The organism is Burkholderia latens, assembly GCF_902499045.1.
Taxonomy (GTDB): domain Bacteria; phylum Pseudomonadota; class Gammaproteobacteria; order Burkholderiales; family Burkholderiaceae; genus Burkholderia; species Burkholderia latens.
The window spans coordinates 1-26,346 of record NZ_CABVPL010000056.1; the positions used below are offsets into that span (position 1 = coordinate 1).

Genomic DNA, 26,346 nt, shown 5'->3' on the forward strand with positions numbered 1-26,346 from the left:
CGGCGGCCGCTGCCGCACGCGGCGCGGGTGCAGGCACGGCACGCGGTGCGGCCGGCTGGCCGCCCGGCGCACTGCCGGTGCCGACGGCCGGCTCGAACGCGAGCATCCGCAGCAACGTCATCGTGAAGCCCGCGTATTCGTCCGGCGCGAGACCGAGCTCCGCGCGTCCGACCGTCGCGATCTGATAGAACAGCTGAACCTGCTCCGGACTCAGCATCTCCGCGAAGCGGCGCAAGTCGGCCGCTTCCGGCCATTCGTCGAGGACCGAGCCCGGCGCGAACTGCGCCCACGCGATCCGGTGCAGCAGGCTCGCGAGATCCTGCAGCGCGGTGGAAAAGGACAGGCTGCGCAACGACATTTCGTCCGCGATCGCGAGGATCTCCGGACCGTTGCCCGCCGCGAGCGCATCGAGCAGGCGCACCATGTAGGTTTGATCAAGCGCGCCGAGCATGCCCGACACCGCCGATTCGGTCACTTCGTTCGCCGAATAGGCGATCGCCTGGTCGGTCAGCGACAGCGCGTCGCGCATGCTGCCCTGCGCGGCGCGCGCGAGCAGGCGCAGCGCCTGCTGCTCGAACGAAATCCGCTCTTCGCCGAGAATCCGTTCGAGATGCGACACGATGTGTCCGGCCGGCATCTGCTTCAGGTTGAACTGCAGGCAGCGCGACAGCACGGTGACCGGAATCTTCTGCGGATCGGTGGTCGCGAGGATGAACTTGACGTGCGGCGGCGGCTCCTCGAGCGTCTTCAGCATCGCGTTGAACGCGTGGTTCGTCAGCATGTGCACTTCGTCGATCATGTAGACCTTGAAGCGCGCATCGACGGGCGCGTACACCGCACGCTCGAGCAGCGCGGCCATCTCGTCGACGCCGCGGTTGCTCGCGGCGTCCATTTCGACGTAGTCGACGAAGCGGCCTTCGTCGATCTCGCGGCACGCGCGGCACACGCCGCACGGCTGCGACGTGACGCCGGTTTCACAGTTGAGCGCCTTCGCGAAGATCCGCGACAGCGTCGTCTTGCCGACGCCGCGGGTTCCGGTAAACAGATAGGCGTGATGGAGACGCCCGCCGTCGAGCGCGTGCGTGAGCGCCCTGACGACGTGCTCCTGGCCGACGAGCGAAGCGAAATCCTTCGGACGCCACTTGCGTGCGAGAACTTGATAGGTCATCGGGAAATTGTATCAGTAACGCTGCGTCGCGCCGACACGCGAAACGGTGCGGAATGCGGGCAAAGCGCGGGCAAAACGGAGAATGACGCGGAAATAAAAAACGCCCGGCGAACGGGGCGAGAGGAAAGGTGACGAGCCCGACCCTCGGCACTGGCGGAAAACGATTGTGGCTGCTTCGTTCCCGACCTGACCAGGTTCACCGCCCCACCATGCGAGGAGGCCCGTCACGGCATATTCTATCACCGCTTCCTGCCGAATGCGACCGTTTGTTCGCAACAATGCGAACGATCGCACCAACCGGCGCGCGTGCCGGCCCAAACTCACGCATGCGCACACGTTGCCATGCCGCCGCTCTTGCAATTCGCGAGCGCACCTCCACCTTCGGATCACAACGGTCGAACGGCGCGTCGTACCCCTACTCGCGTAGCGGCTACTATCGCCGCCCGCAGCAGATAGCAATTTAGGCTAATATGACGCCCGAACGACCCGCGAGCCGCGCCATGCAGCGCCTGCGCCCTTCCTTCCGGAGAGCGGAGTGACCTGCCGCAGCGGCCGGCAGCCGACAGGCGGCCGGAGCGCCGCAACGCGCCAAGCAGGCAGTCCCCGAACCGAAAGAGGTATTGACCCAATGAGCGAACAGATCAAACACATCAGCGACGCATCGTTCGAACAGGACGTCGTCAAATCCGACAAGCCCGTGCTCGTCGACTTCTGGGCCGAATGGTGCGGCCCCTGCAAGATGATCGCCCCGATCCTCGACGAAGTCGCGAAGGACTACGGCGACAAGCTGCAGATCGCGAAGATCAACGTCGACGACAACCAGGCAACGCCCGCGAAGTTCGGCGTGCGCGGCATCCCGACGCTGATCCTGTTCAAGAACGGCGCGGCTGCCGCGCAGAAGGTCGGCGCGCTGTCGAAGTCGCAGCTCACCGCATTCCTGGACAGCCACCTGTAATAGAGGCCGTTGCGCGGACGTGTTGTCTACCGACAACACGTCCGTCGTCCAGCCGCCGATCGGCCGCTCAGGCGCGAATCGGCATATGCTAGAATCAAAAAACGTCTACAAGACGCATTAAGTCTCAGAGCGCCTCCGCTCGCCCTCCTCCCTTATTTCTTTTCGTCGCTTCTCCTCCCTGGCGGGTTCTCCGTATGCATTTATCCGAGCTCAAGTCTCTGCACGTGTCCGAACTGATCGAAATGGCCAACGGCCTGGAGATCGAAAACGCGAACCGCCTGCGCAAGCAGGAGCTGATGTTCGCCATTCTCAAAAAGCGCGCCAAGACGGGAGAGACGATCTTCGGCGACGGCACGCTCGAAGTGCTGCCGGACGGCTTCGGCTTCCTGCGCTCGCCTGAAATGTCGTACCTCGCCAGCACCGACGACATCTATATCAGCCCGTCGCAGATCCGCCGCTTCAACCTGCACACCGGCGACACCATCGAAGGCGAAGTCCGCACGCCGAAGGACGGCGAGCGCTACTTCGCGCTGGTGAAGGTCGACAAAGTCAACGGGCAGCCGCCCGAGGCCTCGAAACACAAGATCATGTTCGAGAACCTCACGCCGCTGCACCCGAACAAGCCGCTGTCGCTCGAACGCGAAATGCGCGGCGAAGAAAACGTCACGGGCCGCATCATCGACATGATCGCGCCGATCGGCAAGGGCCAGCGCGGCCTGCTGGTCGCGTCGCCGAAGTCCGGCAAGACCGTGATGCTCCAGCACATCGCGCACGCGATCAAGCAGAACCACCCGGACGTGATCCTGTTCGTGCTGCTGATCGACGAACGCCCTGAAGAAGTGACCGAAATGCAGCGCTCGGTCGCCGGCGAAGTGATCGCATCGACGTTCGACGAACCGGCCACGCGTCACGTGCAGGTCGCCGAAATGGTGATCGAGAAGGCGAAGCGCCTGGTCGAGATGAAGCACGATGTCGTGATCCTGCTCGACTCGATCACGCGTCTCGCGCGTGCGTACAACACCGTGATTCCGGCGTCGGGCAAGGTGCTGACCGGTGGTGTCGACGCGAACGCACTGCAGCGTCCGAAGCGCTTCTTCGGCGCGGCGCGCAACATCGAGGAAGGCGGTTCGCTGACGATCATCGGCACCGCGCTGATCGAAACCGGCAGCCGCATGGACGACGTGATCTACGAAGAGTTCAAGGGAACCGGCAACATGGAAGTGCACCTCGAGCGCCGCCTCGCGGAAAAGCGCGTCTACCCGTCGATCAACCTGAACAAGTCGGGCACGCGCCGCGAAGAAATGCTGATCAAGCCCGAGATCCTGCAAAAGATCTGGGTGCTGCGCAAGTTCATCCACGACATGGACGAAGTCGAGGCAATGGAATTCCTGCTCGACAAGATCCGCCAGACGAAGAGCAACTCCGAGTTCTTCGATCTGATGCGCCGCGGCGGCTGATCGCCGTCGCCGCACACCGAACGGCCGCCCGCGCGTCTCGCCCGGCGGCCGTTTTTTCGCGTCAACATGAACGTGAACGTACAGGTTGATCTATAATTCCGCCATCGCCTCGACCAACGCCCCGCCATCCCGATGCCGAACGACACCTCTTCCGCGCTCCTGACCGTGAGCGACGCCGCAGCGCGACTCGGCGTCACACCGCGCACGCTCAAGTATTACGAGGAGCGCGGGCTCGTCACGCCGTCGCGCAGCAGCGGCCGCTATCGGCTCTATGACGAGGCCGATCTCGAACGCTTCGCGCGCATCCTGCGGCTGCGCGCGCTCGGCTTTTCGCTGCACGGGATCACCGAGATGCTCAAGCGCCCGCTCGAAGAAACGGGCGACGGCCGGCGCCGCTACTCGGACGCGTCGCTGCGCGACATCCGCACGGGGCTCGCCGAACAGATCGACACGCTCGACCGGCGGATCGCGGCCGTCCAGCGCGAACTGAAGGAAGCCGTCGCGCTGCGCAAGGAACTGCAGCACGACATCGACTACATCGAACGGCGTCTCGCCGGAGAAAACGCGGACGCGCTGATCGCGCAGCGGCTGGCGGATGCCGGCTCGCGGCGCACGCGCAAGGATCGCGAATGAACGTCGCGCCCGGCCGCTCGCCGCTCTGGAGCCGCGCGAACCTGCGCGCGGACCTGTTCCCGTGGGCGCTCGCGCTCGTCACCGGCATCGACTACTTCGACAACGCGGCGTTCTCGTTCTTCGCGAGCTACATCGCCGGCGGCATCAACGCGTCGCCGGACGAACTCGTGTGGTCGTCGAGCGCGTATGCGGTCACTGCCGTACTCGGGATCCTGCAGCAGCAATGGTGGGTCGATCGGCTCGGGCATCGCCGCTACGTCGCCGGCTGCATGCTGATGTTCTCGTTCGGCGCGATCGCGGCCGCGCTCGCCGACACGTCGCTCGAGCTCGCGTTCGCGCGCGGTTTCCAGGGCTACTTCATCGGCCCGATGATGGGCGCATGCCGGATCCTGATCCAGATCAGCTTCAAGCCGCAGGAGCGGCCGCCCGCCACGCGCGCGTTCCTGATCATGATCCTGCTCGGCAGCGCGCTCGCGCCGATCGTCGGCGGGCTGCTGGTCGCGCATTCGACGTGGCGCGCGCTGTTCGCGTGCACGGCGCCCGCGGGCATTGCGTTCGCGATCCTCGCGCTCGTCACGCTGCCCGACTCCGGCCGCACACCCGACGACGCGCGCGGCTCCGGGCATTTCTGGCCGTACGTCGTGTTCGCGCTCGCGCAAGGCGCGCTGCAGATCGTGCTGCAGCAGGTGCACTACCAGCTCTACAGCGGCTCGCCGATGCTGATCATGCTGACGTTCGCCGGCCTCGGCGCGCTCGCGTGGTTCGCGTATCACCAGTGGAACCATCCGACGCCGCTCGTGCCGCTGCATGCGTTTCGCGAGCGCACGTTCCAGATCGGGCTGCTGCTGTACATGTTTTATTACTACGAGTCGACGGGCTTCAGCTACCTGACTTCCCGCCTGCTCGAAGGCGGCCTCGGCTATCCGGTCGAGAATGCCGGGCGCCTGGTCGGCACGATGTCGCTGATCTCGGGCACCGCGCTGTTCGCATACCTGCGCCATGCAAAGCGCGTCACGCACAAGAAATGGTTCGTCGTGCCGGGTTTCGCGATCGCGATCGTCGCCGCGCTGTGGATGACGCGGATGACGCCGCAGGTCGGCGAGGCCGCGCTGATCGTTCCGCTGCTGCTGCGCGGGTTGCTGCTGCTGTTCATCGTGCTGCCGGTCGCGAACCTGACGTTCCGCATCTTCGCGATCGACGAATACACGCACGGCTACCGGCTGAAGAACATCGTGCGGCAGTTGACGATTTCGTTCGCGACGTCGTCGGTGATCATCGTCGAGCAGCATCGTGTTGCCGTGCACCAGACACGGCTCGTCGAGCGCGCGAACGTGTTCGATCCGCTGTTCCAGCAGACCGTCGATGCGCTTGCACGCAGCTATGCGGCAGCCGGCCATGCGCTGAACGAAGCGCACGGCCTCGCGATCGCATCGATCGCGCGGATGGTCGCGCAACAGGCGTCGTTCCTCGCATCGCTCGACGGCTTCTATTTCCTCGCGGGCGTCGCGTTCGTCGGCGGCCTGTTCGCGGCATGGCAAAAAGAGATCGATTGAGTTAAAAGACAGGCTTTGGTTTTTCCCGCGCCGCCCCCATGCTCTCGAAACTGACCCGCTGGTTCGACGACCGCCGCCGCGACCGCGCACTGCGCAGCCATCCGATCGCCGATGCGTTGTGGCAGGACACCGTCGCACGTCTGCCGTTCCTCGACGCGCTGCCGCCCGGCGACCTCGGCCGGCTGCGCGAGCTGACGAGCCTGTTCATCGCGAAGAAGTCGTTTTCGACCGCGCACGGGCTCGAGCTGACCGACGAGATGATCGTCGCGATCGCCGCGCAGGCATGCCTGCCAGTGCTGAATCTCGATTTGTCGCTGTACGACGGGTGGGTCGGCGTCGTCGTGTATCCGGGCGAATTCCTGATCCGCAAGACCGTGCAGGACGAGGACGGCGTCGTCCATGAAGTCGAGCAGGACGCGAGCGGCGAAGCGTGGGCAGGCGGCCCCGTGATCCTGTCGTGGGAGGACGCGCAGATGACGGACGGCCGCGACGCATACAACGTCGTGATCCACGAGTTCGCGCACAAGATCGACATGGTCAACGGCGAGGCCGACGGGTATCCGCCCCTTTTTCGCCGCTGGCACGCGCCGCACCTCGACGCGCAGGCATGGGCCGACGTGTTCGAGCATGCGTACGACCAGTTCTGCGCGCGGGTCGACGCGGTGCCGGACCGCGCGTGGGCGCGCTTCGAGCGCGACTCGCTGATCGATCCGTATGCGGCCGACCACCCGTCGGAGTTCTTCGCGGTGTGCAGCGAGGCGCTGTTCGTGCGGCCGCGCGCGTTCGAGTCCGAATTTCCGGAGCTGTACCGGCTCCTTGCCCGCTACTACCGGCAGGATCCGGCCCGCACCGGCGCGCTCGACGCGCAATGAAAATTATTCGTCAACCGTCTGATTTTCTGGCATAATCGCCGTTTTTCGACCTTAGGCAAGTGGCTCGCGCCGGGCTTGACGGCGGCTGAATCGCGCGGTTTCGTGCGGTCCGGCACGGCAAGCGGCGGGTTGGCTACCGCTCTCACCAAGGAACATCATGAAACCTGGCATTCACCCGGACTACCGCGAAGTCGTCTTCCAAGACATGTCGAACGGCTTCAAGTTCATCACGCGCTCGACGATCCAGACGCGTGAAACGATCGAACACGAAGGCAAGACCTACCCGCTCGCCAAGATCGAAGTGTCGTCGGAATCGCACTCGTTCTACACGGGTCAGCAAAAGATCATGGACACGGCAGGCCGTGTCGAGAAGTTCAAGAACAAGTTCGGCGCACGCGCCAGCGGCAAGGCTGCAGCGAAGTAAGCTTTGCACCGATCCGGTGGTTGCAACGTACCGGTACCGCACGAAAGGGCAGCCCCAGGCTGCCCTTTTTTGTCTCCGCTCGCCGGAAAACGCTGCTGCGGCAGCCCGCCAATCGCCTGACGCGCCACGGCCGGCGCGTCTACAATGCCGGATGCCCGAATCCGGCCCGGCCGCGCACGCCCTCGCCGGCCGCCCGCTCATAACAAATCGCACATCTGCATGAAGCCTGTCGTTCGTCTCACCGCCTCCGCCACGCGCGCGCTGCCGCGCTGGCTGCTGCTCACGCTCTGCCTCGTCTACGCGGCGTTCGGGCTGTTCGGCCGCGATCCGTGGAAGAACGAGGACGCGGCGGGCTTCGGCGTGATGTGGACGATGGCCACCGGCGGCTGGCACGACTGGCTGCTGCCGAACCTCGTCGGCAAGTTCATCACGACCGACGGGCCGCTCGGCTACTGGCTCGGCGCGCTGTCGATCCGCGCGCTCGCGCCTTGGGTCGATGCGAGCAACGCGTCGCGCGTCGATACCGGCGTGCTGTTCTGTGTCGCATGCGCGTTCGTCTGGTACGCGGCGTACCTGCTCGGCCGGCGCGCCGAGGTCCAGCCGTTCAAGTACGCGTTCGGCGGCGAGCCCGAGCCGCGCGACTACGGCCGCACGCTCGCCGACGGCGCGCTGCTGATCCTGGTCGCGTGCTTCGGGCTCGCGGAACGCGGCCACGAAACGACACCGCAGCTCGCGCAATTCGCGTGGATCGCGATGCTCGTGTACGGCATCGTGCGCGGCATCGACAAGCCGATGCAAGGCGCGCTGTGGTGGGGTGTCGCGACGGGCCTCGTCGCGCTGTCCGGCAACCCGGTGCTCGTCGTCGCGCTGCTCGCCGGCACGGCCGCGCTGTGGCTCGTCACGCCGGAGATGCGCAACCTGCGCCTGCCGCTGATCGGGCTGCCGCTCGCGGCCGCGATCTTCGCGCTGTGGCCGCTCGCCGCGTTCAACGCAGCGCCGGACGACGCCGCATGGTTCTTCAACCAATGGATCCACGGCAGCCTGATGCGCTTCTCGGGCCCGCCGACCGCGGTGCTCGGCTATGCGGCGAAGAACCTGCCGCTGTTCACGTGGCCGGCGTGGCCGCTCGCGATCTGGGCATGGTGGAGCTGGGCCGGGATGCGGCGCCGCGCGCACATCGCGATTCCGCTGTCCGTCGTGGTGCCGCTCGTCGCGCTCGTGATCCTGCAAAGCCAGCAGTCGAACCGCATGTACATGCTGCTGCTGCCGCCGCTCGCGGTGCTCGCGACGTTCGCGCTGCCGACGCTCAAGCGCGGCGCGATCAACGCGATCGACTGGTTCGCGGTGCTAAGCTTCACGATCCTCGGCACGTTCGTGTGGCTCGTGTGGCTCGCGTCGCTCACCGGCTTCCCGCATCCGCTCGCGCGCAACCTCGCGCGGCTCGTGCCAGGCTACGAGCCGCACTTCAAGATCCTGTCGTTCATCTGCGCGGTGATCGTCACCGTCTGCTGGTGCCTGCTCGCGCGCTGGCGCATCTCGCGCCAGCCGAAGGTGCTGTGGCGCAGCGTCGTGCTGTCGGGCGCGGGCACCACGCTGATGTGGGTGCTGCTGATGACGCTGTGGCTGCCGATCGTCAACTACGGCCGCACCTACAGCGACGTCGCGCGGCAGATCGCGTCGCATCTGCCGAAGGATTACGAGTGCATCTCGCCCGTGCGGCTCGGCGACGCGCAGATCGCGACCTTCGCGTACTTCGGCGACATGCACTTCGAATTCTCCGGCGACTGCGACGTGATCCTGCGCCAGGACCGCGCGGACTTCGGCGAGCCGAGCGCGATGTCGCGATACGTATGGCGTCTCGTGTGGGAAGGCCGCCGCGTCGCCGACCGCGACGAGCGCTTCCGGCTGTACGAGCGGATCGAACGGCCGGTGGCACCCGTCAAGCGCCGCGGCCCGCGCCACCGGACGGTCGATTGACGATGTTCGCCGACATCCGCCGGATCGTCGGGCTCGCGTGGCCGGTGCTCGTCGGCCAGCTCGCGATCATCGCGTTCGGCGTGATCGACACCGCGATGGTCGGCCGCTACTCGGCCATCGATCTCGCCGCGCTCGGGCTCGGTTCGTCGATCTACGTGTCGGTCTACATTGCGATGACGGGCATCCTGTCCGCGCTGCAGCCGATCGCCGGCCAGCTCTATGGCGCGCGGCGCCATGCGGAGATCGGCGAGGAAGTCCGCCAGGCACTGTGGCTCGCGCTGATGCTCGCGGTGCCGGGCTTCCTGCTGCTGCATTTTCCCGAGCCGCTGCTGCGCGTCGCGCACGCGCCGCCCGCGCTGCACGACCGCACCGTCGACTACCTGCGGATTCTGTCGTACGGGCTGCCGGCGAGCCTCGTGTTCCGGATCTACAACGCGCTGACCAACGCGGCAGGCAAGCCGCGCCTCGCGATGATCCTGCAGATCGGCGCGCTGCTGCTCAAGTTTCCGCTCAACGTGTGGTTCATCTTCGGCGGGTTCGGCGTGCCGGCCCTCGGCGGGCCCGGCTGCGGGCTCGCGAGCACGCTGATCAACTGGGCGCTCGCACTGATCGGCTTCCTGCTGCTCGCGAAGCTCGACGTGTTCGCGCCGCTCGCGATCTTCTCGCGCTTTTGCCTGCCCGTGTGGGAACGCCAGAAGGCGCTGCTGAAGCTCGGCGTGCCGATGGGCCTGTCGTACCTGATCGAGGTCACGTCGTACACGTGCATGGCGCTCTTCATCGCGCAATTCGGCACGACGACGCTCGCGGGCCACCAGATCGCCGGCAACATCGGCGCGGTGCTGTACATGACGCCGCTGTCGATCGGCGTCGCAGCGTCGACGCTCGTCGCGCGCGCGCTCGGTGCCGGCCGCCCGGACGAAGCGCGCCTGCTCGGCCGGCACAGCGTGATCCTCGCGTGCTCGATCGCGGCCGCATACGGCGTGCTCGTGTTCATGTTGCGGCCGCTGATCGTCGGCGGCTACACGCCGAACCCGGCCGTGGCCGCCGCCGCGCTGCCGCTGGTCGCGATCGTCACCTGCTATCACTTTTTCGACGCGCTGCAGATCACGTCCGCCTTCGTGCTGCGCGCGTACAAGGTCGCCGTCGTGCCGACCGTCATCTACGCGGTCGCGCTGTGGGGCGTCGGGCTCGGCGGCGGCTACGTGCTCGGCTTCGACGTTGGCGGCATCGCGCCCGCGTGGCTGACCGGCGCGCGCGGCTTCTGGTTCGCGAACACGATCAGCCTGATGCTCGCGGGCGCCGGACTCGCGCTCTACCTGCGCCGCGTCAGCCGCGCGCACGTTGCCGTGCGCCGCTGACGCACGGCCGGCGGCCTACGTATTCTCCAGCACGTCTGCCGCGTGATACGACGAGCGCACGAGCGGGCCCGCGACCACTTCCCTGAAACCGAGCGCCAGCCCCTCGTCGCGCCACGCGGCGAACGCGTCCGGGCTCACGTAGCGCCGTACCGGCAGATGGTGCGCGGACGGCGCGAGATACTGGCCCAGCGTCAGCACGTCGACCTCGTGCGCGCGCAGGTCGCGCAGCGTGTCGCGCACCTCGTGGTCACGCTCGCCGAGCCCCAGCATCAACCCGGATTTGGTCACGAGCGTCGGCCGCGCGGCCTTCGCCCGCGCGAGCAGCTCGAGCGAGCCGCGATAGTCGGCGCCGGGGCGCGCCGCCCGATACAGCGACGGCACGGTCTCGATGTTGTGATTGAACACGTCCGGCCACGCCGACGACAATGCGTCGAGCGCACGCGGAACGCGGCCGCGGAAATCGGGCGTCAGCACCTCGACGCCGATCCCGGGCACGCTCGCGCGCACCGCCGCGATGCAGGCCGCAAAGTGCGCGGCGCCGCCGTCGCGCAGGTCGTCCCGATCGACCGACGTGATCACGACGTAGCGCAGCCCGAGCGCCGCGACCGCGTCGGCGAGCCGCGCGGGTTCATCCGCGTCAAGCGGCTCGGGGCGGCCGTGCGCGACGTCGCAGAACGGGCAGCGCCGCGTGCACAGTCCGCCCATGATCATGAAGGTGGCGGTGCGCTGCGCGAAGCATTCGCCGATGTTCGGGCACATCGCCTCCTCGCAGACCGAATGCAGCCGGTGATCGCGCAGCACGGCCGCCATGTCGGCGACCGCCGCGCTCATCATCGGCCGCGCCCGCAGCCACGGCGGCTTCGGCAGCGCCGCGCCGGCCGCCGGCTCGACGCGCACCGGGATGCGCGCGAGCTTGTCGCGGCTTCTCGCGCCCGGCTGGCCGAGCGCGGTGAGACTGGGTCGTTCGAGCGCGGCGGCCATCGTCAGTCTCCGAGGAACGCGACGATCAGGCGGTTCACGTCGGCGGCCGCTTCCATCTGCACCATGTGGCCGCTGCCGGCGATCACCTCGGCCCGCACGCCGGCCGGCAAACCCCGCGCATGCTGGACGGGAATGACCTCGTCGCGCTCGCCCCAGATCACGAGCGTGCGCGGCGCGAGCGACGCGAGGCGGTCGCGGAACACGCGCCGCTGCGTCGCGCCGTCGAACGCGGCGTTCGCGATCTTCTCCAGTGCGGCCTGCACGCCTTCGAGCCGCTTGTACTTGACGAGATCCTCGACGAGTTGCCGCGTGACGAGCGCGTTGTCCGCGAACAGCGCGCCGAGGTGCGGCTTCAGCGTATTGCGGCTGTTGCCGGCGACGAAGCCGTCGATGTAGCCGCGATTGATGTCCGCGCCGAGCCCCGCGCTCGCGATCAGCGTCAGCGACGCCACGCGCTCCGGTGCGCTGCCGGCCAGCGTCATCGCCACCGCGCCGCCCATCGAATGGCCGATCAGGTGCGCGCGCTCGACGTGCTGCGCATCGAGCAGCGCGAGCACCGCGTCGGCCAGCTCGTCGAGGCTGCCGGTGTCGACCGCCTTGGCCGACTCGCCGTGGCCCGGCAAATCGAGCGCCCACACCGGCCGATGCTTCGCGAGTTCCGCGTGATTGAACAGCCAGTTGTTCAGGTCGCCGCCGAAGCCGTGGATCAGCACCGCGGGCGTGCCCGAACCGTCGCCGAGCTTCAGGAAGCGGATCGTGCGCCCGCCGATCTGCGCCTTTTCGGGCTGCGGGCCGGCCGCGTCGTCGGCGGCCGCGCTCGGCACGAAATCGCGCTGGAATTCCGCGATCGCCGCATCGATGTCGGCATCGCTTGCATCGGCCGCCGCAACCACGCCGAGCAGCGCACCGACCGGCAGCGTATCGCCCTCCTGCGCGATCTGCCGGCGCAGCGTGCCGTCGAACGGGCACTCGACGCCCGACGAGATCTTGTCGGTCTCGACGTCGAGCACCTCGTCGCCTTTCGTCACGCGCTCGCCGATCGCCTTCAGCCAGCCGTTGACCTGCCCCTGCTCCATCGACAGCCCCCACTTGGGCATCGTGATCATGTGAATCGACATCGTGTCAGCTCCTCGTCTTCAGAACCGCCTGCGCGATTGCGTCGGCGGACGGGATATACAGGTCTTCGAGCACGCCGGCGAACGGCGTGGGCGTATGCGGCGCGGTCACGAGCTCGATCGGCGCCTTCAGCGAGCGGAACGCGCGCTGCGCGACGAGCGCGGCGATGTCGGTCGCGATCGAGCAGCGCGGGTTCGCTTCGTCGACGACCACCACGCGCCCGGTGCGCTCCGCGCTTTCGAGGATCGTGTCCTCGTCGAGCGGCGACGTCGTGCGCAGGTCGATCACGTCGACGTGGACGCCGTCCTTCGCGAGCTTCGCGGCCGCGTCGGTCGCGAGATGCACCATGCGGCCGTACGTGACGATCGTCGCGTCGTCGCCTTCGCGCACGACGTTCGCCTCGCCGAACGGAATCGCATAGGACTCCTCGGGCACGTCGCCTTCGCGCGTATAGAGCAGCTTGTGTTCGAGGAAGATCACCGGATCGTTGTCGCGGATCGACTGGATCAGCAGCCCCTTCGCGTCATACGGCGTCGACGGGCAGACGACCTTCAGCCCCGGGATGTGCGTAAACAACGACGTGAGCATCTGCGAATGCTGCGCGGCCGCGCGCAGTCCGGCGCCGTACATCGCGCGGATCACGACCGGCGTCACGGCCTTGCCGCCGAACATGTAGCGGAATTTCGCGGCCTGGTTGAAGATCTGGTCGAAGCACACGCCCATGAAATCGATGAACATCAGCTCCGCGACCGGCCGCATCCCGCACGCGGCCGCGCCGACCGCCGCGCCGATGTAGCCGCCTTCCGACAGCGGCGTATCGAGCACGCGGCCCGGAAACTTGTGGAACAGCCCCTTCGTCACGCCGAGCACGCCGCCCCACGCGTCGTCCTCGCCCGGCGCGCCCGCCCCGCCCGCGTTGTCCTCGCCCATCACGATCACGCTGTCGTCGCGCGCCATTTCCTGCGCGAGCGCCTCGTTGATCGCCTGCGAATAAGTGATCTTCCTTGCCATGTCTGTCTCCTGGAATAGTCGGTTCGTCGCGCCGGCCGTGCCGGCCGCGAGTGTGTGCGTCAGATCGTGGTCACGGGTAGGACACGTACACGTCGGTCAGCAGGTCGGCCGCGTCGGGCAGCGGCGCGGCCTTCGCCTGCGCGACCGCGTCGTCGATCAGCGCCTTCACCTGTGCATCGACGGCCCGCAGCTCGTCGGCCGTCAGCACCTCGGCGCGCACGACGCGCGCTTCGAAATGCTTCAGGCAATCCTTCTCGTCGCGCAGCTTCTGCACTTCGCCCGGCGCACGGTAGGTCTGCGCATCGCCTTCGAAGTGGCCGAAGTAGCGCGTGAACTTCACCTCGACGAGCGTCGGGCCGCCGCCGTTGCGCGCGCGTGCGACCGCTTCGCCGAGCGCCTCGTGCACCGCGAAGAAATCGAAGCCGTCGACGATCACGCCCGGCATCCCGAAGCCGTTCGCGCGATCGGCGATGTTGTCGGTCGCGACCGACCAGCTCGACGACGTCGCTTCCGCATATCCGTTGTTTTCGGCGACGAAGATCGCCGGCAGCCGCCACACCGACGCGAGGTTCATCGATTCGAAGATCACGCCCTGGTTCGACGCGCCGTCGCCGAAGAAGCACACGCCGACGCCGCCGGTTTTCTTGTGCTTGGCCGCGAGCGCCGCGCCGCACACGAGCGGGCCGCCCGCGCCGACGATCCCGTTTGCGCCGAGCATCCCCATCGCGAGGTCCGCGATGTGCATCGAGCCGCCCTTGCCATGGCAGACGCCCGTCTTCTTGCCGTAAATCTCGGCCATCATCCCGTGCACGTCGACGCCTTTCGCGATGCAGTGGCCGTGCCCGCGGTGCGTGGTGGCGACGTAGTCTTCGAGGCCGAGGTGCAGCATCGTGCCGACCGCGGACGCTTCCTCGCCCGCGTACAGGTGAACGAAGCCGGGGATTTCGCCGGTCGCGAACTCGACGTGCAGGCGCTCCTCGAATTCGCGGATCGTGCGCATCAGCCGGTAGGCGTCCAGCAGCGTGTCCCTGCTGAGCTGTGTCGAAACGGTCATGTGTGTCTCCTGAGTTGGTCTGACTGCGAATGCCGCCGCGGCAGCGCCCCGGCGACGGATTGCACGGCTTGCGCCGTCAATGGAACGTGAAGCCGCCGTCGACGTTCACGGCCTGGCCGGTCACGTTGTCCATCGTCGCGAAGAACAGCGCGAGCCGGCCCATGTCCTCGGGCGTCTGCGCGCGCCCCTGCGGAATCAGCGTGAGCTGGTGCCGCTGCCACGATTCCTCGACCGATTCGCCGTCGGTCTTCCATTCGTCGGACAGCCGGTCCCACATGTGGGTCCGCACGATGCCCGGGCAGATCGCGTTGACGGTCACGCCGTCGCGCGCGAGCTCCTTCGCGAGCGCGTTGGTGAAGCCGACCACCGCGAATTTCGACGCGCTGTAGTGGGCGAGATTCGGAAAGCCCTCCTTGCCGGCGATCGATGCGACGTTAATGATCCGGCCGCGCCCCTGACGCTTCAGATGCGAGAGCGCCGCGCGGCAACCGAGGAACGTGCCCTTCGCGTTCACGTCCATCACGAAATCCCAGTCGCGCTCGCTCAGTGCGTCGACCGGATGAATGCTGATCACGCCCGCGCAGTTCACGAGAATGTCGAGTCCGCCCAGCTCGGCAAGCGCCTGCGCGACCATCGTGTCGACCTGCGCGGCCTGCGTGACGTCGACCTTCGCGACCGCCGCACGGCGGCCGAGCGCGCGTATCTCGCCGGCGGTCGCGTCGAGCGCGTCGTCGAGCAGATCGGCCAGCAGGATGTCGGCGCCGGCACCGGCGAGCGTCAGCGCAATGCCGCGGCCGATGCCGCGCGCGCCGCCGGTCACGATGGCGACCTGTCCTTCGAGAGGGAGTGTCATGGCGATGTCTCCTTGATCGTCGTTATGGATAGCGAAATGCGCTTCCGGCACGCACCGCGCTCAACCGCGCCACGCGCCGGCGTCGCGCAACACCTGCCGGGACGACGCGTAACGCAGCGTGCGGCCCACGTCGACCGTCAGCGGCCCGCGCCAGTCGAGCGCGATCTCGTAGCGGTCGCCGCGCGCGACTTCGATCTCGCGCTCGCCGTCGAACGCGAGCGTGCCGTGCTCGAACGGAATCGTCTGCCACGTGTCCGGCTCGAGCCGCTCGCAGCTGCGCATCACGACGCGATCGACGCGGCCCGGCGCGATCGGTGCGACGAGCGGCGTGCCGGCCGCGTTGCCGCCGGTCGCGAAGCGCATCGCGAGCCCGTGCGGCGCGCTGCGCTCGAGCGGCGCCCACGCGCCGCCGAGCGCGGACAGGCCGATGCCGTCGGGCTCCGCGAACGTCAGGTAGAGCGAATCGATGTCGTCGGGCCCCGAGATCGCGCGTGCGCCGATGAAGCGCTGGCGCGCCGCGCACACGTCGACGAGCGCGATTTCCTCGCGCCCCGCGTTCGCGCCGGCGACGCAGCGCACGACGAGTCGCTTGTTGCGTGCGAACGCGACGTCGGCCGGCACGGCGCCGGTCGCGGCGAGCCCGGCGGCAACGCCCGCGACGGTCGCCTCGCGATGTTCGGGAAACGCGTTGTTGGTGCCGGTGGACAGCGCGACGAGCGGCGTCGCGCCGCAATGCGCGGCAACCGCGCGATGGGTGCCGTCGCCGCCGAGCACGACGATCAGCGCGGCTTCCATCCGGTGCATGTAAGCCGCGCCGGCGTGCGTGTCGGCGACGGTATCGGAAATCGGCAGGTCGACGAATTCGACGTCGGGCCAGCGTTGGTGCGGCGCGACCGCGCGATGCGTGTCGAGCGCGCGCATCAGCAGCGTCGCGATGCCCGTCTTGTCGCGCAGCGTCAGCACGCGCTCGACGCCCATCGCGCCGAGGCCGGCGAGCAGACGCACGACCATGTTGGCCTTCTCTGCCGTCGGGAACACGGATGCATGCGTCGTCAGGCGGCGAATGTCGCGTCCCGATGCGGGGTTCGCGATCACGCCGACGGTCACGGGCGTCGTCACGGGCTTGTCTCCATCCAGTGGACCGGCGCTCGCACGCCGGCGCTGCTTCTGTCGTCCGCCGCCGTCGAGGGCGGCGGATCGTCGTCGCCCACGCAATCGCGCCGGGCTTGCCCGTCATATCTGCAAGCGGCGTGCCATCGTGCGTGCAGCGACCGCTAAACCCGCGCGTGGACTGGCTCGGCGGGCACATCGGTCATCGCGGTTCGTCGTTCCGGCAACCCGGCATGCGGTGAAATCGCCCTTCCGTCTCACATCGCCGATCTGTGTGCGCGCCGGTTTCGGCTCGCCGATTCGCGCGGCGCGCCGGCCCGCGGCGCACGCGGATCGCGGCGCGGCGTGCGTCGCCGTGCTGCGCGCCGGTGCCTCGCCCGGCCCAACCGCGCGTCTCAACCGCACGAGACCGGCTGAGATGCCGCTGAGACGAACGTCTCACGCCGCGCGCGTGCTGCGATGCAATGTGATCGGCACGGGCGGATGTGCTACAAGAACATCGAATTCCCCGCCGTACGGAACCGGAGCCGACCATGCCCTATGCCGTTCCCCAGGCCCAGCACGCCGACCGTGTGCTCGGCGCGCTCGCAGGACGCCTGCCCGCGCCGGCGGATTCGGCGCGCCTGGTGTCATCGTGGCAGCGCTCGCTCGAGCGCTATGCGCTCGATCCCGCTTCGTCGATCGGCCCGCGCGTGCTGACGGCGGCCGAGCTGCGCGAGGTGCGCGACAAGGAGGAGGCGTTCCTGCGCGCATCGGGCCAATGCCTGACGCGCCTGCACGACATGATTCGCGTAGCCGACTATTGCGTGATGCTGACCGATGCGCACGGCGTGACGATCGACTACCGGATCGATCGCGAGCGCCGCACCGACTTCCGCCACGCGGGGCTGCACATCGGCTCGTGCTGGTCGGAAAGCGAGGAAGGCACCTGCGGCGTCGCGAGCGTGCTGACCGATCTCGCGCCGATCACCGTGCACAAGACCGATCACTTCCGCGCGGCATTCACGACGCTCACCTGCAGCGCGGCGCCGATCTTCTCGCCGACCGGCGAACTGATCGGCGTGCTCGACGCATCGGCCGTGCAGTCGCCGGACAACCGCGACAGCCAGCGGCTCGTGTACCAGCTCGTGCGGCAGAGCGCGGCGCTGATCGAGGACGGCTATTTCGTGCACAGCACCGCGCAGCACTGGATATTGTTCGGTCATCCGAATCGTCACTACGTCGAGGCGCAGCCCGAATGGCTGATCGCGTTCGACGAATGCGGCAACATCGTCGCCGCGAACCGGCACGCGCGCGACGCGCTGCCCGCGCTGCGCGAACCGCGCCATATCGACGAAATCTTCGATGCGACCGAGATGCCGCTGCGCGACGCCGCGCGGCTCGATGCGATCGTCACGCTGCGGCTGCGCGCGACCGGCGCGCCGCTCTATGCGCGCTTGCGCGCGCCGCTACGGCGCGCGGGCCGCGACGCCGGCGCCGCATCGCGCCGGCCCGGCACCGCGCAGCGACACGTCGGCGCGCTGACGCCGTTCCTGCAGAGCAGCGATGCGCGCGTCGCGCAGCAGGCCGAGCTCGCGCTGCGCGTGGCGAGCAAGCGGCTGCCGATTCTCGTGCTGGGCGAAACCGGCGCGGGCAAGGAAGTCTTCGCGCGCGCGATCCACGATGCCGGTGCAAGGCGCGCGCGGCCGTTCGTCGCGGTCAACTGCGGCGCGCTGCCCGAGGCGCTGATCGAAAGCGAGCTGTTCGGCTACGCGGCCGGTGCGTTTACCGGTGCGCGCAAGCACGGCGCGCGCGGCAAGATCGCGCTCGCCGACGGCGGCACGCTGTTCCTCGACGAAATCGGCGACATGCCGCTCTCGCTGCAGACGCGGCTCCTGCGCGTGCTCGCCGACGGCGAGGTCGTGCCGCTCGGCAGCGATACGCCGGTGCGCGTCGATCTCGACGTGATCTGCGCGACACACCGCGATCTCGCGCGGATGGTGGCCGACGGCACGTTCCGCGAGGATCTGTATTACCGGCTGAGCGGCGCGACGTTCGAGCTGCCGCCGCTGCGCGAGCGAGCGGACGTGCGCGACGTGATCGCCGCCGTATTCGCCGAGGAAGCGCAGGCGACGGGCCACGTCCTCACGCTCGATGCGACGCTCGCCGAACAGCTCGCCGCGTATCCGTGGCCCGGCAACGTGCGCCAGTTGCGCAACGTGCTCCGCTATGCGTGCGCGGTATGCGACGCCGCACGCGTGACGCGGCGCGACCTGCCGGCCGATCTCGCCGCGCAGCTCGGCGGTGGCCCGGCCGGCGTGCTGCCGGACGACGAACGCGGCCGCATCGTCGCGGCGCTCACCGCGCATCGGTGGCGGCCCGACGCGGCCGCGCAGGCGCTCGGCATCTCGCGCGCGACGCTGTACCGGCGGATCGCGAAGCACCGGATCGTCGCGCCGCATCGCGTCTGATGCATCGGGTGCGCCGGCACGCGTCGCGTCACGCCGCGTGCGCGACCTCGCCGGCCGTGCCGCCACCGTCGCCGCTGCCGTCGCCGCCGCCGTCGCCGGCTGCCGCATCGCGCCGCGTGAACACTTCATGCGCGGCGAACAGCGCGTTGAGCGCAGCCGGCATCCCTGCATACACGGCCATCTGCATGAAGACTTCGACGATCTCGTCGCGCGTGCAGCCGACGTTCAGCGCGGCCTCGATATGCACCTTCAGTTGCGGCTGCGCATTGCCGAGCGCGGCCAGCGCGGCGATCGTCGCGATTTCGCGCGCTTTCAGGTCGAGCTGCGGCCGGCTGTAGATGTCGCCGAACGCGAATTCGACGAGCAGACGCCCGAAATCCGGCGCGATCGGCGCCAGCGACGCGATCACGCGTTCACCTGCTTCTCCGTCGATTTCCTTCAGCTTGTTCCAGCCGCGCGTGTAGCGGTCTTCAACGAGTCGTTCCATGGTGTCCGTCCTGTTCCGGGGATGATTGAGAAAAGTTCGCCCGTCGTTCCGTCTCGCGCGCCTGCGTCTCGTAGTACGTGATCTTGTCGCCGATCGCGTCGAGGCTTGCCTGCAATTCCGCGATGTGCGCACGCACCGCATCGCGATGCGCGGCCAGCAAGTCGCGCCGCGCACCGAACGTCGACTCGCCCTGCGCGCGCAGCGCCGCAAACTGCTGCATCTGCGCGATCGGCATGCCGGTCGCCTTCAGGCGCATCACGAAGGCGAGCCAGTCAAGGTCGGCCGGCGCATAGAGCCGGTGCCCGGCCGCCGTGCGCGAGATCGCGCGCAGCAACCCGGCCTGCTCGTAGTACCGCAGCGTATGGGTCGACACGCCGGTCTGTTCGGCGACTTGTCCGATCGTCAGCGGACCGGCGGCAGCAGGGGCGGATACGGTTTTCGACATGGCAGGAACAGGTTAGGAGTTAGAGTTCACTCTAAGTCAAGCATTGTCGAACGGCCAGTGCCGCGACATCCGCCGACACCGTAAAGAATCGTCAAAATCGCCGCCGCGCACGGCTTTCCGTCTTTACAGCGACGCAAGCCTTCAGCAAGATTCGGTCAGCCCGTCTCAAAAAGGGCACGCATTTGTCCTATGCTTAACGGCGACGCCCGGCCACGTCGCGCGCCGCCGTCCGTTGCAACAGCCATTCATCCGTCAGAACCAGGGAGCCTGCGCCATGCTGAAAAAGCTGCTGATGCTGTTCGTCGCGTTATCGCTGTCGCTTGCCGCCGGCCTCGCCGCGGCCGTCGACGTCAACACGGCCGATCAGGCCGCGCTCGAATCGGTGAAGGGCCTCGGGCCCGTGAAGTCGAAGGCGATCATCGACGAGCGCACCAAGAACGGCCCGTTCAAGGACGCGGACGATCTCGCGAACCGCGTGAAGGGTCTCGGCACGAAGTCGGTCGGGCATCTCGAGGAAAACGGCCTGACGATCGGCGGCTCGTCGGCGCCGCCGAAGGGCGTGAAGCTGTCGAAGCCGGCCGCGACGACGTCGGCCACCACGTCGGCCGGCACGGCCGCACCGTCCACGTCGACGACCGCGACGGCCGGCACGACGGCAACGGCACCGGCGACGACGGCGAGCGCGCCGGAAGCCGCATCCAAGCCGGCCAAGAGCAAGCGCGCGTCGAAGAAGGAAAAGGCGGCCGCAGCCGCGGCGGCATCCGCCGACGCCGGCGCAGGCGCCAGCGCACCGGCCGCGGCGTCGTCGACGAAGGCGGCCAAGGGTTCGAAGAAGAAGAGCAAGAAGGACAAGGCAGCCTCCGCCGCCGCGGCGTCGGGCGCCTGATGTGCGCCGCGCGCGACGACATGCGCGCGGCATTCGATCAACGGGCGCCGACGTTGCGGCGCCCTTTTCAGTGAAGGTGAAGAACCATGGGTCTCCTCGACATCGTCGGCGGTCTGATCGGCGGCCAGGCCGGCGGCAACTCGCAAAGCGCGCTGATCACGACCGCGCTCGAATTCATCAACAACCAGCCGGGCGGCCTGAACGGGCTGATCGAGAAGTTCAAGGCCGGCGGCGCAGGCGAGATCATCGGCTCGTGGGTCGGCACCGGCGAAAACCAGCCGATCTCGCCGGACACGCTGCAGAACGTGCTCGGCTCGGACGTGGTCGGCTCGCTCGCGAGCAAGGTCGGCATCGATCCGGCACAGGCTTCGTCGATCCTCGCGCAGGTGCTGCCGCACGTCGTCAACGGCGCGACGCCGAATGGCGAAGTGCCGGCCGGCGGCCAGGTCGACACGTCGAACGTGCTGGGCGCGCTCACGCAACTCGCCGGCATGTTCGGCGGCAACAAGCAGGCGTAAGCCCCGCACCGCGCAGGCCGGCGATCCGCTCGACGGTTTTCGGCCGGCCCATATGCAAACACCCCGCGTGAAGCGGGGTGTTTGTTTTTGCGCGCCCGGCGCGAGCCGGGCGTGCGGCCGGGCAGCGGCGATCAGTGCACGACGCGATCGAACACGAATTCGCCGTCGTGGACGTCGACCGGAATCACGTCCTTCGGGCCGAAGCGGCCCGCGAGGATGAGTTTCGCGACCGGGTTCTCGATCTCCTGCTGGATCGCGCGCTTCAGCGGCCGTGCGCCGAACACCGGATCGTAGCCGACCTTCGCGATCTGCTCGAGCGCCGACGGCGACACGTCGAGTGCCATGTCGAGCTTCGCGAGCCGGTCGTGCAGGCGCGCGAGCTGGATCTTCGCGATCGACTCGATGTTGCTGCGGTCGAGCGCATGGAACACGACGACGTCGTCGATCCGGTTCAGGAATTCCGGACGGAAGTGCTGTTTCACCTCGAGCCACACGGCGTCCTTGATCTCTTCCTGCGGCGAACCGGTCATTGCCTGGATCACCTGCGAGCCCAAGTTCGACGTCATCACGATCACCGTGTTCTTGAAGTCGACCGTGCGGCCCTGCCCGTCGGTCATCCGGCCGTCGTCGAGCACCTGCAGCAGCACGTTGAACACGTCCGGATGCGCCTTCTCGATCTCGTCGAGCAGGATCACGCTGTACGGCTTGCGGCGCACGGCTTCCGTCAGGTAGCCGCCTTCCTCGTAGCCGACGTAGCCCGGCGGCGCGCCGATCAGCCGCGCGACGCTGTGCTTCTCCATGAACTCGCTCATGTCGATGCGGATCAGGTGCTCTTCCGAGTCGAACAGGAACGACGCCAGCGCCTTGCACAGCTCGGTCTTGCCGACGCCCGTCGGGCCGAGGAACAGGAACGAGCCGTACGGACGGTTCGGATCGGCGAGACCCGCGCGCGAACGACGGATCGCGTCCGCCACCGCGTTGATCGCCTCGTCCTGGCCGACCACGCGCTCGTGCAGCTTTTCCTCGATGTGCAGCAGCTTCTCGCGTTCGCCCTGCATCATCCGCGACACCGGGATCCCGGTTGCGCGCGACACGACTTCGGCGATTTCTTCCGCCCCGACCTGCGTGCGCAGCAGCCGCGGACGCGTCGGGTTGTGCTGTTCCTGCTCTTCGGCCTGCGTGACCTGCTTCAGTTGCGACTCGAGTTGCGGCAGCTTGCCGTACTGCAGCTCGGCGACCTTCTCGAGCTTGCCTTCACGCTGCAGGCGCGCGATGTCCGCGCGCACCTTCTCGATCTCTTCCTTCAGCTGCGCGCTGCCCTGCACCGCGGCCTTCTCGGCGGTCCAGATCTCTTCGAGGTCCGCATACTCGCGGCCGAGGCGCTCGATTTCTTCCTCGATCAGCTGCAGGCGCTTCTGCGACGCTTCGTCCTGCTCCTTCTTCACCGCTTCGCGCTCGATCTTCAGCTGGATCAGACGACGGTCGAGCTTGTCCATCTCTTCGGGCTTCGAATCGATTTCCATCTTGATCTTCGAAGCGGCTTCGTCGATCAGGTCGATCGCCTTGTCGGGCAGGAAGCGATCGGTGATGTAGCGATGCGACAGCTCGGCCGCGGCGACGATCGCCGGGTCCGTGATGTCGACGCCGTGGTGCAGTTCGTACTTCTCCTGCAGCCCGCGCAGGATCGCGATCGTCGCCTCGACGCTCGGCTCGTCGACGAGCACCTTCTGGAAGCGGCGCTCGAGCGCGGCATCCTTCTCGATGTACTTGCGGTATTCGTCGAGCGTGGTCGCGCCGATGCAGTGCAGCTCGCCGCGCGACAGCGCCGGCTTCAGCATGTTGCCCGCGTCCATCGCGCCTTCGGCCTTGCCGGCGCCGACCATCGTGTGGATCTCGTCGATGAACACGATCGTCTGGCCTTCGTCCTTCGCGATGTCGTTGAGCACGGCCTTCAGACGCTCCTCGAACTCGCCGCGGTACTTCGCGCCCGCGAGCAGCGCGGCCATGTCGAGCGACAGCACGCGCTTGCCTTTCAGCGTCTCGGGCACCTCGCCGTTGACGATCCGCTGCGCGAGCCCTTCGACGATCGCCGTCTTGCCGACGCCCGGCTCGCCGATCAGCACCGGGTTGTTCTTGGTGCGGCGCTGCAGGATCTGGATCGAGCGGCGAATTTCGTCGTCGCGGCCGATCACCGGATCGAGCTTGCCCGCGCGCGCGCGCTCGGTCAGGTCGACCGTGTATTTCTTCAGCGCTTCGCGCTGGCTTTCCGCGTCCTGGCTGTGCACCTGCGAGCCGCCGCGCACGGCCGCGATCGCGGCTTCGAGCGACTTGCGCGTGAGGCCGTGCTGGCGCGCGAGCTTGCCGGCTTCGCCCTTGTCGTCGGCCACGGCAAGCAGGAACATCTCGCTCGCGATGAACGTGTCGTTGAGTTTCTGCGCTTCCTTGTCGGCCTGGTTCAGCAGCCCGGCGAGTTCACGGCCGATCTGGATGTCGCCGCCCGTGCCCGTCACTTGCGGCAGGCGCGAAATGGCCTCGTTCAGCGCGCCTTGCAGCGCCTGCACGTGCACACCCGCGCGCGACATCAGCGAGCGGGCTGAGCCGTCCTGCTGCGCGACCAGCGCCGCGAGCACGTGAACGGGTTCGATGTATTGGTTGTCGCGGCCGACCGCGAGGCTCTGCGCGTCCGCGAGCGCTTCCTGGAACTTGGTGGTGAGCTTGTCGATTCTCATTGAGTGAGACCTCCAATTTTCGATTACCACCAAGATGAGGATGGTTATACGGGTTTCAAGCGGAATTCCGGTCGATTCAGCGCAAAAGTCGGCAGACGACGACGCAGCAGCCCGCACGGGCCGCTGCTGCAGGAAGATCGGTGCGGCGCCGGCGCGTCAGGCCTTCGACGATGCTTCGGCAGACGCCGCGGCATCGCCGCCAGACGGCTCGGCCTGCACGGGCACGACCGGACGGATACCCAGCAGCGCGATGAGCGGCGACGCGGGCACCGTCAACTCGCCGAGCGTATGACGGTCGAGTTCCGCGAAGAACGCATCGCGCGCGGCGGCCAGCACGCCCTTCAGACGACACTGCGGCTCGATCACGCAGCGGCGCGACTCGCCGTCGGCCGCAAAGCAGCCGACCAGCGCGAAATCGTTCTCGGTCGCGCGCACCACCTGGCCGACGGTCAGCTTCAGCGAATGCGGGAACAGCCGCAGCCCGCCGTTGCGGCCGCGAACGGTATCGACCCAGCCGAGCTCGCCGAGCTGCTGGACGACTTTCATCAGATGGTTCTTCGAGATACCGTAGGCGTCCGAGATCTCCTGGATCGTCGCGAGCCCCTCGCCGCGCACCGCGAGGTACAGCATCACGCGCAGCGAGTAGTCGGTGTAGTCGGTGAGTCTCATGAGCGGATACGGAAAATGGTCGATCGTGTCCCGATTACAGACCGGGTCAATCGGGATGCGCGCCGGCCGGTTGTCGGACCGTCTGACGGCACCGGGTTGCCGGGATGGGCTGAGCGCAATAAGATGCAGGTCGCCTACACATTTTTCAGGCATGGGTGGACGCTATTTTGCGTCAAAATCCGGCCGGCGTCCTGCGCATTGCCCGCACGACGGTTCCACCGGCACGTCGCCGACGCGTCGCCCATGCTCGGATTTACCCGGCCCTTTTTGCCATGACCGCCCTGCCCGCCTCGCCCGACACCGCACCGGCCCGCCCCCGCGACGCCGAACCCACCGAAGACAACATCCGCGGCCTCGTGTACGCGTTTTACGAGCGCGTGCGCGCCGATCCGCTGCTCGGGCCCGTGTTCGACGCGAAACTCGACGGCCGCTGGGACGACCATCTGCCGAAGATGGTCAGCTTCTGGTCGAGCCTCGTGCTCGGCACCAAGGGCTATCGCGGCAACGTGCAGCAGGCGCACCAGCCGCTCGACGGGATCGAGCCCGCGCACTTCAGCCGCTGGCTGTCGCTGTTCCTGAAGACCGTCGAGGGCCGTTACGAGCCGGCCGCGGCCGTCCGGTTCATGGAGCCCGCGCTGCGGATCGCGCAGAGCCTGCAGCTGAGCCGTTTCGGCTGGGATTATCAGATTCCGCCCGAGCAGCAGGCGCTGCTCGACGCGATCGCGCCGCGCCGGCGCGACGCGGGCGACGATCCGCATGCGCTGCCGTCGCGCGCGCGCGGCGAGCCGTTTCCGACCAAGATCATCGGCCGCGGCGTCGATTCGGACGCGTAACGCCGTGCATCGCGGCACGTGCGCGCCGCGGCGCAGCGTCGCCCCCCACGCATGCCGCGCTCAACGCCGCGTGTTGCCGGATTCGACGCCCCAGCGCGCGAGCGCCGCATCGTCGGTGCTGCGCGCATCGACCCAACGCTCGCCGTCCGGCGTCGTTTCCTTCTTCCAGAACGGCGCCTCGGTTTTCAGGTAGTCCATCACGAACTCGCACGACGCGAACGCGTCGCCGCGATGCGACGCGACGGTCGCGACCATCACGATCTGGTCGAGCGGCAGCAGCCGGCCGACCCGGTGCACGATCGCGACGTCGATCCCGGGCCAGCGCCGGCCGGCCTCGGCGGCGATCTTCTCGAGCGCCTTCTCGGTCATCCCCGGGTAGTGCTCGAGCTCCATCGCGGCGACCGAATCGCCTTCGTTCAGGTCACGCACCGTGCCGACGAAGCACGCGACCGCGCCGATCTTCGGATTGCGCGCGCGCAATGCCGCGACTTCGGCGCTCAGGTCGAAATCGTCGGTCTGTACTCGTACGGTTGCCATCGCGCGTCTCTCAGCCGCCCGTCACCGGCGGAAAGAACGCGACCTCGCAACCGTCGGTGAGCCGCGTGCCGGGATCGGTCATCTCGTGGTTGCACGCCATACGCAGCGCGCGCCCTTCGGCGAGCGTCTCGGCCCACGCGCCGCCGCGCAGGCGCAGCCACGCGCGCACGTCGCCGACGGTCGTCACGCCGTCCGGCACGTCGGCCTGCTCGTCGGACACGCCGAGCGCCTCGCGCACGCTTGCAAAGAATTTCAGCTGAATCTTCATAG

The 26,346-nt window shown here is 67.9% G+C and carries 25 protein-coding genes and 1 other RNA gene; 12 read left to right on the forward strand and 14 right to left on the reverse strand.

Annotated elements, in window-relative coordinates:
• Together dnaX and ffs are read right to left on the reverse strand one after the other, a co-directional pair.
• Window positions 1–1,168, reverse strand: a 1,168-nt coding sequence (gene dnaX, locus BSE24067_RS27655) for a DNA polymerase III subunit gamma/tau (RefSeq protein WP_174904920.1), incomplete at its 3' end; no start/stop codon positions are given.
• A gap of 127 nt (window positions 1,169–1,295) precedes the next feature.
• Window positions 1,296–1,394: signal recognition particle sRNA small type (gene ffs, locus BSE24067_RS27660), an RNA gene on the reverse strand.
• A 402-nt stretch (window positions 1,395–1,796) separates the two neighbouring features.
• Here ffs and trxA point away from each other — a divergent pair.
• The 8 genes from trxA to BSE24067_RS27700 all read left to right on the forward strand — a co-directional run bounded on the left by trxA (window position 1,797) and on the right by BSE24067_RS27700 (window position 10,397).
• Window positions 1,797–2,123 (forward strand): thioredoxin TrxA, encoded by a 327-nt coding sequence (gene trxA / locus BSE24067_RS27665; RefSeq protein ID WP_006402348.1) that lies wholly within the window; start codon window positions 1,797–1,799, stop codon window positions 2,121–2,123.
• A 194-nt stretch (window positions 2,124–2,317) separates the two neighbouring features.
• Entirely contained in the window at window positions 2,318–3,580 is a 1,263-nt protein-coding gene (gene rho, locus BSE24067_RS27670) for a transcription termination factor Rho (protein ID WP_006478662.1), read from the forward strand.
• A 132-nt stretch (window positions 3,581–3,712) separates the two neighbouring features.
• Window positions 3,713–4,213 (forward strand): MerR family transcriptional regulator, encoded by a 501-nt coding sequence (locus BSE24067_RS27675; RefSeq protein ID WP_151067676.1) that lies wholly within the window; start codon window positions 3,713–3,715, stop codon window positions 4,211–4,213.
• Entirely contained in the window at window positions 4,210–5,766 is a 1,557-nt protein-coding gene (locus BSE24067_RS27680; protein ID WP_151067678.1) for an MFS transporter, read from the forward strand. Before BSE24067_RS27675 ends, BSE24067_RS27680 begins: the two co-directional genes overlap by 4 nt.
• Window positions 5,767–5,804: 38 nt before the next feature.
• The gene (locus BSE24067_RS27685) at window positions 5,805–6,638 is read left to right on the forward strand and encodes a M90 family metallopeptidase (protein WP_151067680.1); all 834 of its coding nucleotides are present in this window, start codon (window positions 5,805–5,807) and stop codon (window positions 6,636–6,638) included.
• A gap of 157 nt (window positions 6,639–6,795) precedes the next feature.
• Window positions 6,796–7,062, forward strand: coding sequence for a type B 50S ribosomal protein L31 (locus tag BSE24067_RS27690; protein ID WP_151067681.1), 267 nt, complete (start codon window positions 6,796–6,798; stop codon window positions 7,060–7,062).
• Between the two features lie 144 nt (window positions 7,063–7,206).
• Window positions 7,207–9,039, forward strand: a complete 1,833-nt coding sequence (locus tag BSE24067_RS27695) for an ArnT family glycosyltransferase (protein ID WP_151067683.1) — start codon at window positions 7,207–7,209, stop codon at window positions 9,037–9,039.
• A 2-nt stretch (window positions 9,040–9,041) separates the two neighbouring features.
• Complete coding sequence (locus tag BSE24067_RS27700) at window positions 9,042–10,397, forward strand: MATE family efflux transporter (RefSeq protein ID WP_151067685.1); 1,356 nt, start codon at window positions 9,042–9,044, stop codon at window positions 10,395–10,397.
• Window positions 10,398–10,412: 15 nt separating this feature from the next.
• Here BSE24067_RS27700 and lipA read toward each other — a convergent pair whose 3' ends face one another.
• From lipA to BSE24067_RS27730, 6 genes are all read right to left on the reverse strand, one after another.
• On the reverse strand, window positions 10,413–11,378 hold the full coding sequence (gene lipA / locus BSE24067_RS27705) for a lipoyl synthase (RefSeq protein ID WP_151067687.1): 966 nt from the start codon (window positions 11,376–11,378) through the stop codon (window positions 10,413–10,415).
• A gap of 2 nt (window positions 11,379–11,380) precedes the next feature.
• Window positions 11,381–12,496: an acetoin dehydrogenase dihydrolipoyllysine-residue acetyltransferase subunit gene (locus BSE24067_RS27710; RefSeq protein ID WP_151067689.1), complete on the reverse strand. Its 1,116-nt coding sequence runs from the start codon at window positions 12,494–12,496 to the stop codon at window positions 11,381–11,383.
• 4 nt (window positions 12,497–12,500) lie between these two features.
• Window positions 12,501–13,505 carry an alpha-ketoacid dehydrogenase subunit beta gene (locus BSE24067_RS27715; RefSeq protein ID WP_151067691.1) on the reverse strand — a complete coding sequence of 335 codons (1,005 nt, stop codon included), beginning with the start codon at window positions 13,503–13,505 and terminating at the stop codon, window positions 12,501–12,503.
• Between the two features lie 70 nt (window positions 13,506–13,575).
• Window positions 13,576–14,559, reverse strand: coding sequence for a thiamine pyrophosphate-dependent dehydrogenase E1 component subunit alpha (locus BSE24067_RS27720; protein WP_151067693.1), 984 nt, complete (start codon window positions 14,557–14,559; stop codon window positions 13,576–13,578).
• 76 nt (window positions 14,560–14,635) lie between these two features.
• Complete coding sequence (locus BSE24067_RS27725; RefSeq protein WP_151067695.1) at window positions 14,636–15,412, reverse strand: SDR family NAD(P)-dependent oxidoreductase; 777 nt, start codon at window positions 15,410–15,412, stop codon at window positions 14,636–14,638.
• A 60-nt stretch (window positions 15,413–15,472) separates the two neighbouring features.
• Complete coding sequence (locus tag BSE24067_RS27730) at window positions 15,473–16,531, reverse strand: ATP-NAD kinase family protein (protein ID WP_151067697.1); 1,059 nt, start codon at window positions 16,529–16,531, stop codon at window positions 15,473–15,475.
• Between the two features lie 524 nt (window positions 16,532–17,055).
• Between BSE24067_RS27730 and BSE24067_RS27735 the strand changes: the two genes are divergently transcribed.
• Window positions 17,056–18,972, forward strand: coding sequence for a sigma-54-dependent Fis family transcriptional regulator (locus BSE24067_RS27735; protein WP_174904922.1), 1,917 nt, complete (start codon window positions 17,056–17,058; stop codon window positions 18,970–18,972).
• A 28-nt stretch (window positions 18,973–19,000) separates the two neighbouring features.
• Here BSE24067_RS27735 and BSE24067_RS27740 read toward each other — a convergent pair whose 3' ends face one another.
• Window positions 19,001–19,459 (reverse strand): carboxymuconolactone decarboxylase family protein, encoded by a 459-nt coding sequence (locus tag BSE24067_RS27740; protein ID WP_244130519.1) that lies wholly within the window; start codon window positions 19,457–19,459, stop codon window positions 19,001–19,003.
• A complete protein-coding gene (locus tag BSE24067_RS27745) occupies window positions 19,443–19,904 on the reverse strand; it encodes a MerR family transcriptional regulator (RefSeq protein WP_151067291.1) in 462 nt (153 codons plus the stop codon). The genes BSE24067_RS27740 and BSE24067_RS27745 overlap by 17 nt, the downstream gene beginning before the upstream one ends.
• 274 nt (window positions 19,905–20,178) lie before the next feature.
• Here BSE24067_RS27745 and BSE24067_RS27750 point away from each other — a divergent pair, with 274 nt between their 5' ends.
• Together BSE24067_RS27750 and BSE24067_RS27755 are read left to right on the forward strand one after the other, a co-directional pair.
• Window positions 20,179–20,790 carry a ComEA family DNA-binding protein gene (locus BSE24067_RS27750; protein ID WP_151067290.1) on the forward strand — a complete coding sequence of 204 codons (612 nt, stop codon included), beginning with the start codon at window positions 20,179–20,181 and terminating at the stop codon, window positions 20,788–20,790.
• Window positions 20,791–20,876: 86 nt separating this feature from the next.
• Window positions 20,877–21,308: a YidB family protein gene (locus BSE24067_RS27755; protein ID WP_151067289.1), complete on the forward strand. Its 432-nt coding sequence runs from the start codon at window positions 20,877–20,879 to the stop codon at window positions 21,306–21,308.
• A gap of 131 nt (window positions 21,309–21,439) precedes the next feature.
• Here BSE24067_RS27755 and clpB read toward each other — a convergent pair whose 3' ends face one another.
• Both clpB and BSE24067_RS27765 read right to left on the reverse strand, forming a co-directional pair.
• A complete protein-coding gene (gene clpB, locus BSE24067_RS27760; RefSeq protein WP_151067288.1) occupies window positions 21,440–24,037 on the reverse strand; it encodes an ATP-dependent chaperone ClpB in 2,598 nt (865 codons plus the stop codon).
• 156 nt (window positions 24,038–24,193) lie between these two features.
• Window positions 24,194–24,706 carry an Rrf2 family transcriptional regulator gene (locus BSE24067_RS27765; protein ID WP_151067287.1) on the reverse strand — a complete coding sequence of 171 codons (513 nt, stop codon included), beginning with the start codon at window positions 24,704–24,706 and terminating at the stop codon, window positions 24,194–24,196.
• Between the two features lie 272 nt (window positions 24,707–24,978).
• Here BSE24067_RS27765 and BSE24067_RS27770 point away from each other — a divergent pair, with 272 nt between their 5' ends.
• On the forward strand, window positions 24,979–25,539 hold the full coding sequence (locus BSE24067_RS27770; protein WP_151067286.1) for a group III truncated hemoglobin: 561 nt from the start codon (window positions 24,979–24,981) through the stop codon (window positions 25,537–25,539).
• A gap of 60 nt (window positions 25,540–25,599) precedes the next feature.
• Here BSE24067_RS27770 and BSE24067_RS27775 read toward each other — a convergent pair whose 3' ends face one another.
• Together BSE24067_RS27775 and moaD are read right to left on the reverse strand one after the other, a co-directional pair.
• Window positions 25,600–26,076 carry a molybdenum cofactor biosynthesis protein MoaE gene (locus BSE24067_RS27775; protein WP_151067285.1) on the reverse strand — a complete coding sequence of 159 codons (477 nt, stop codon included), beginning with the start codon at window positions 26,074–26,076 and terminating at the stop codon, window positions 25,600–25,602.
• A gap of 10 nt (window positions 26,077–26,086) precedes the next feature.
• Window positions 26,087–26,344, reverse strand: coding sequence for a molybdopterin converting factor subunit 1 (moaD, locus tag BSE24067_RS27780; RefSeq protein ID WP_014896872.1), 258 nt, complete (start codon window positions 26,342–26,344; stop codon window positions 26,087–26,089).
• Between the last annotated feature and the right edge of the window lie 2 nt (window positions 26,345–26,346).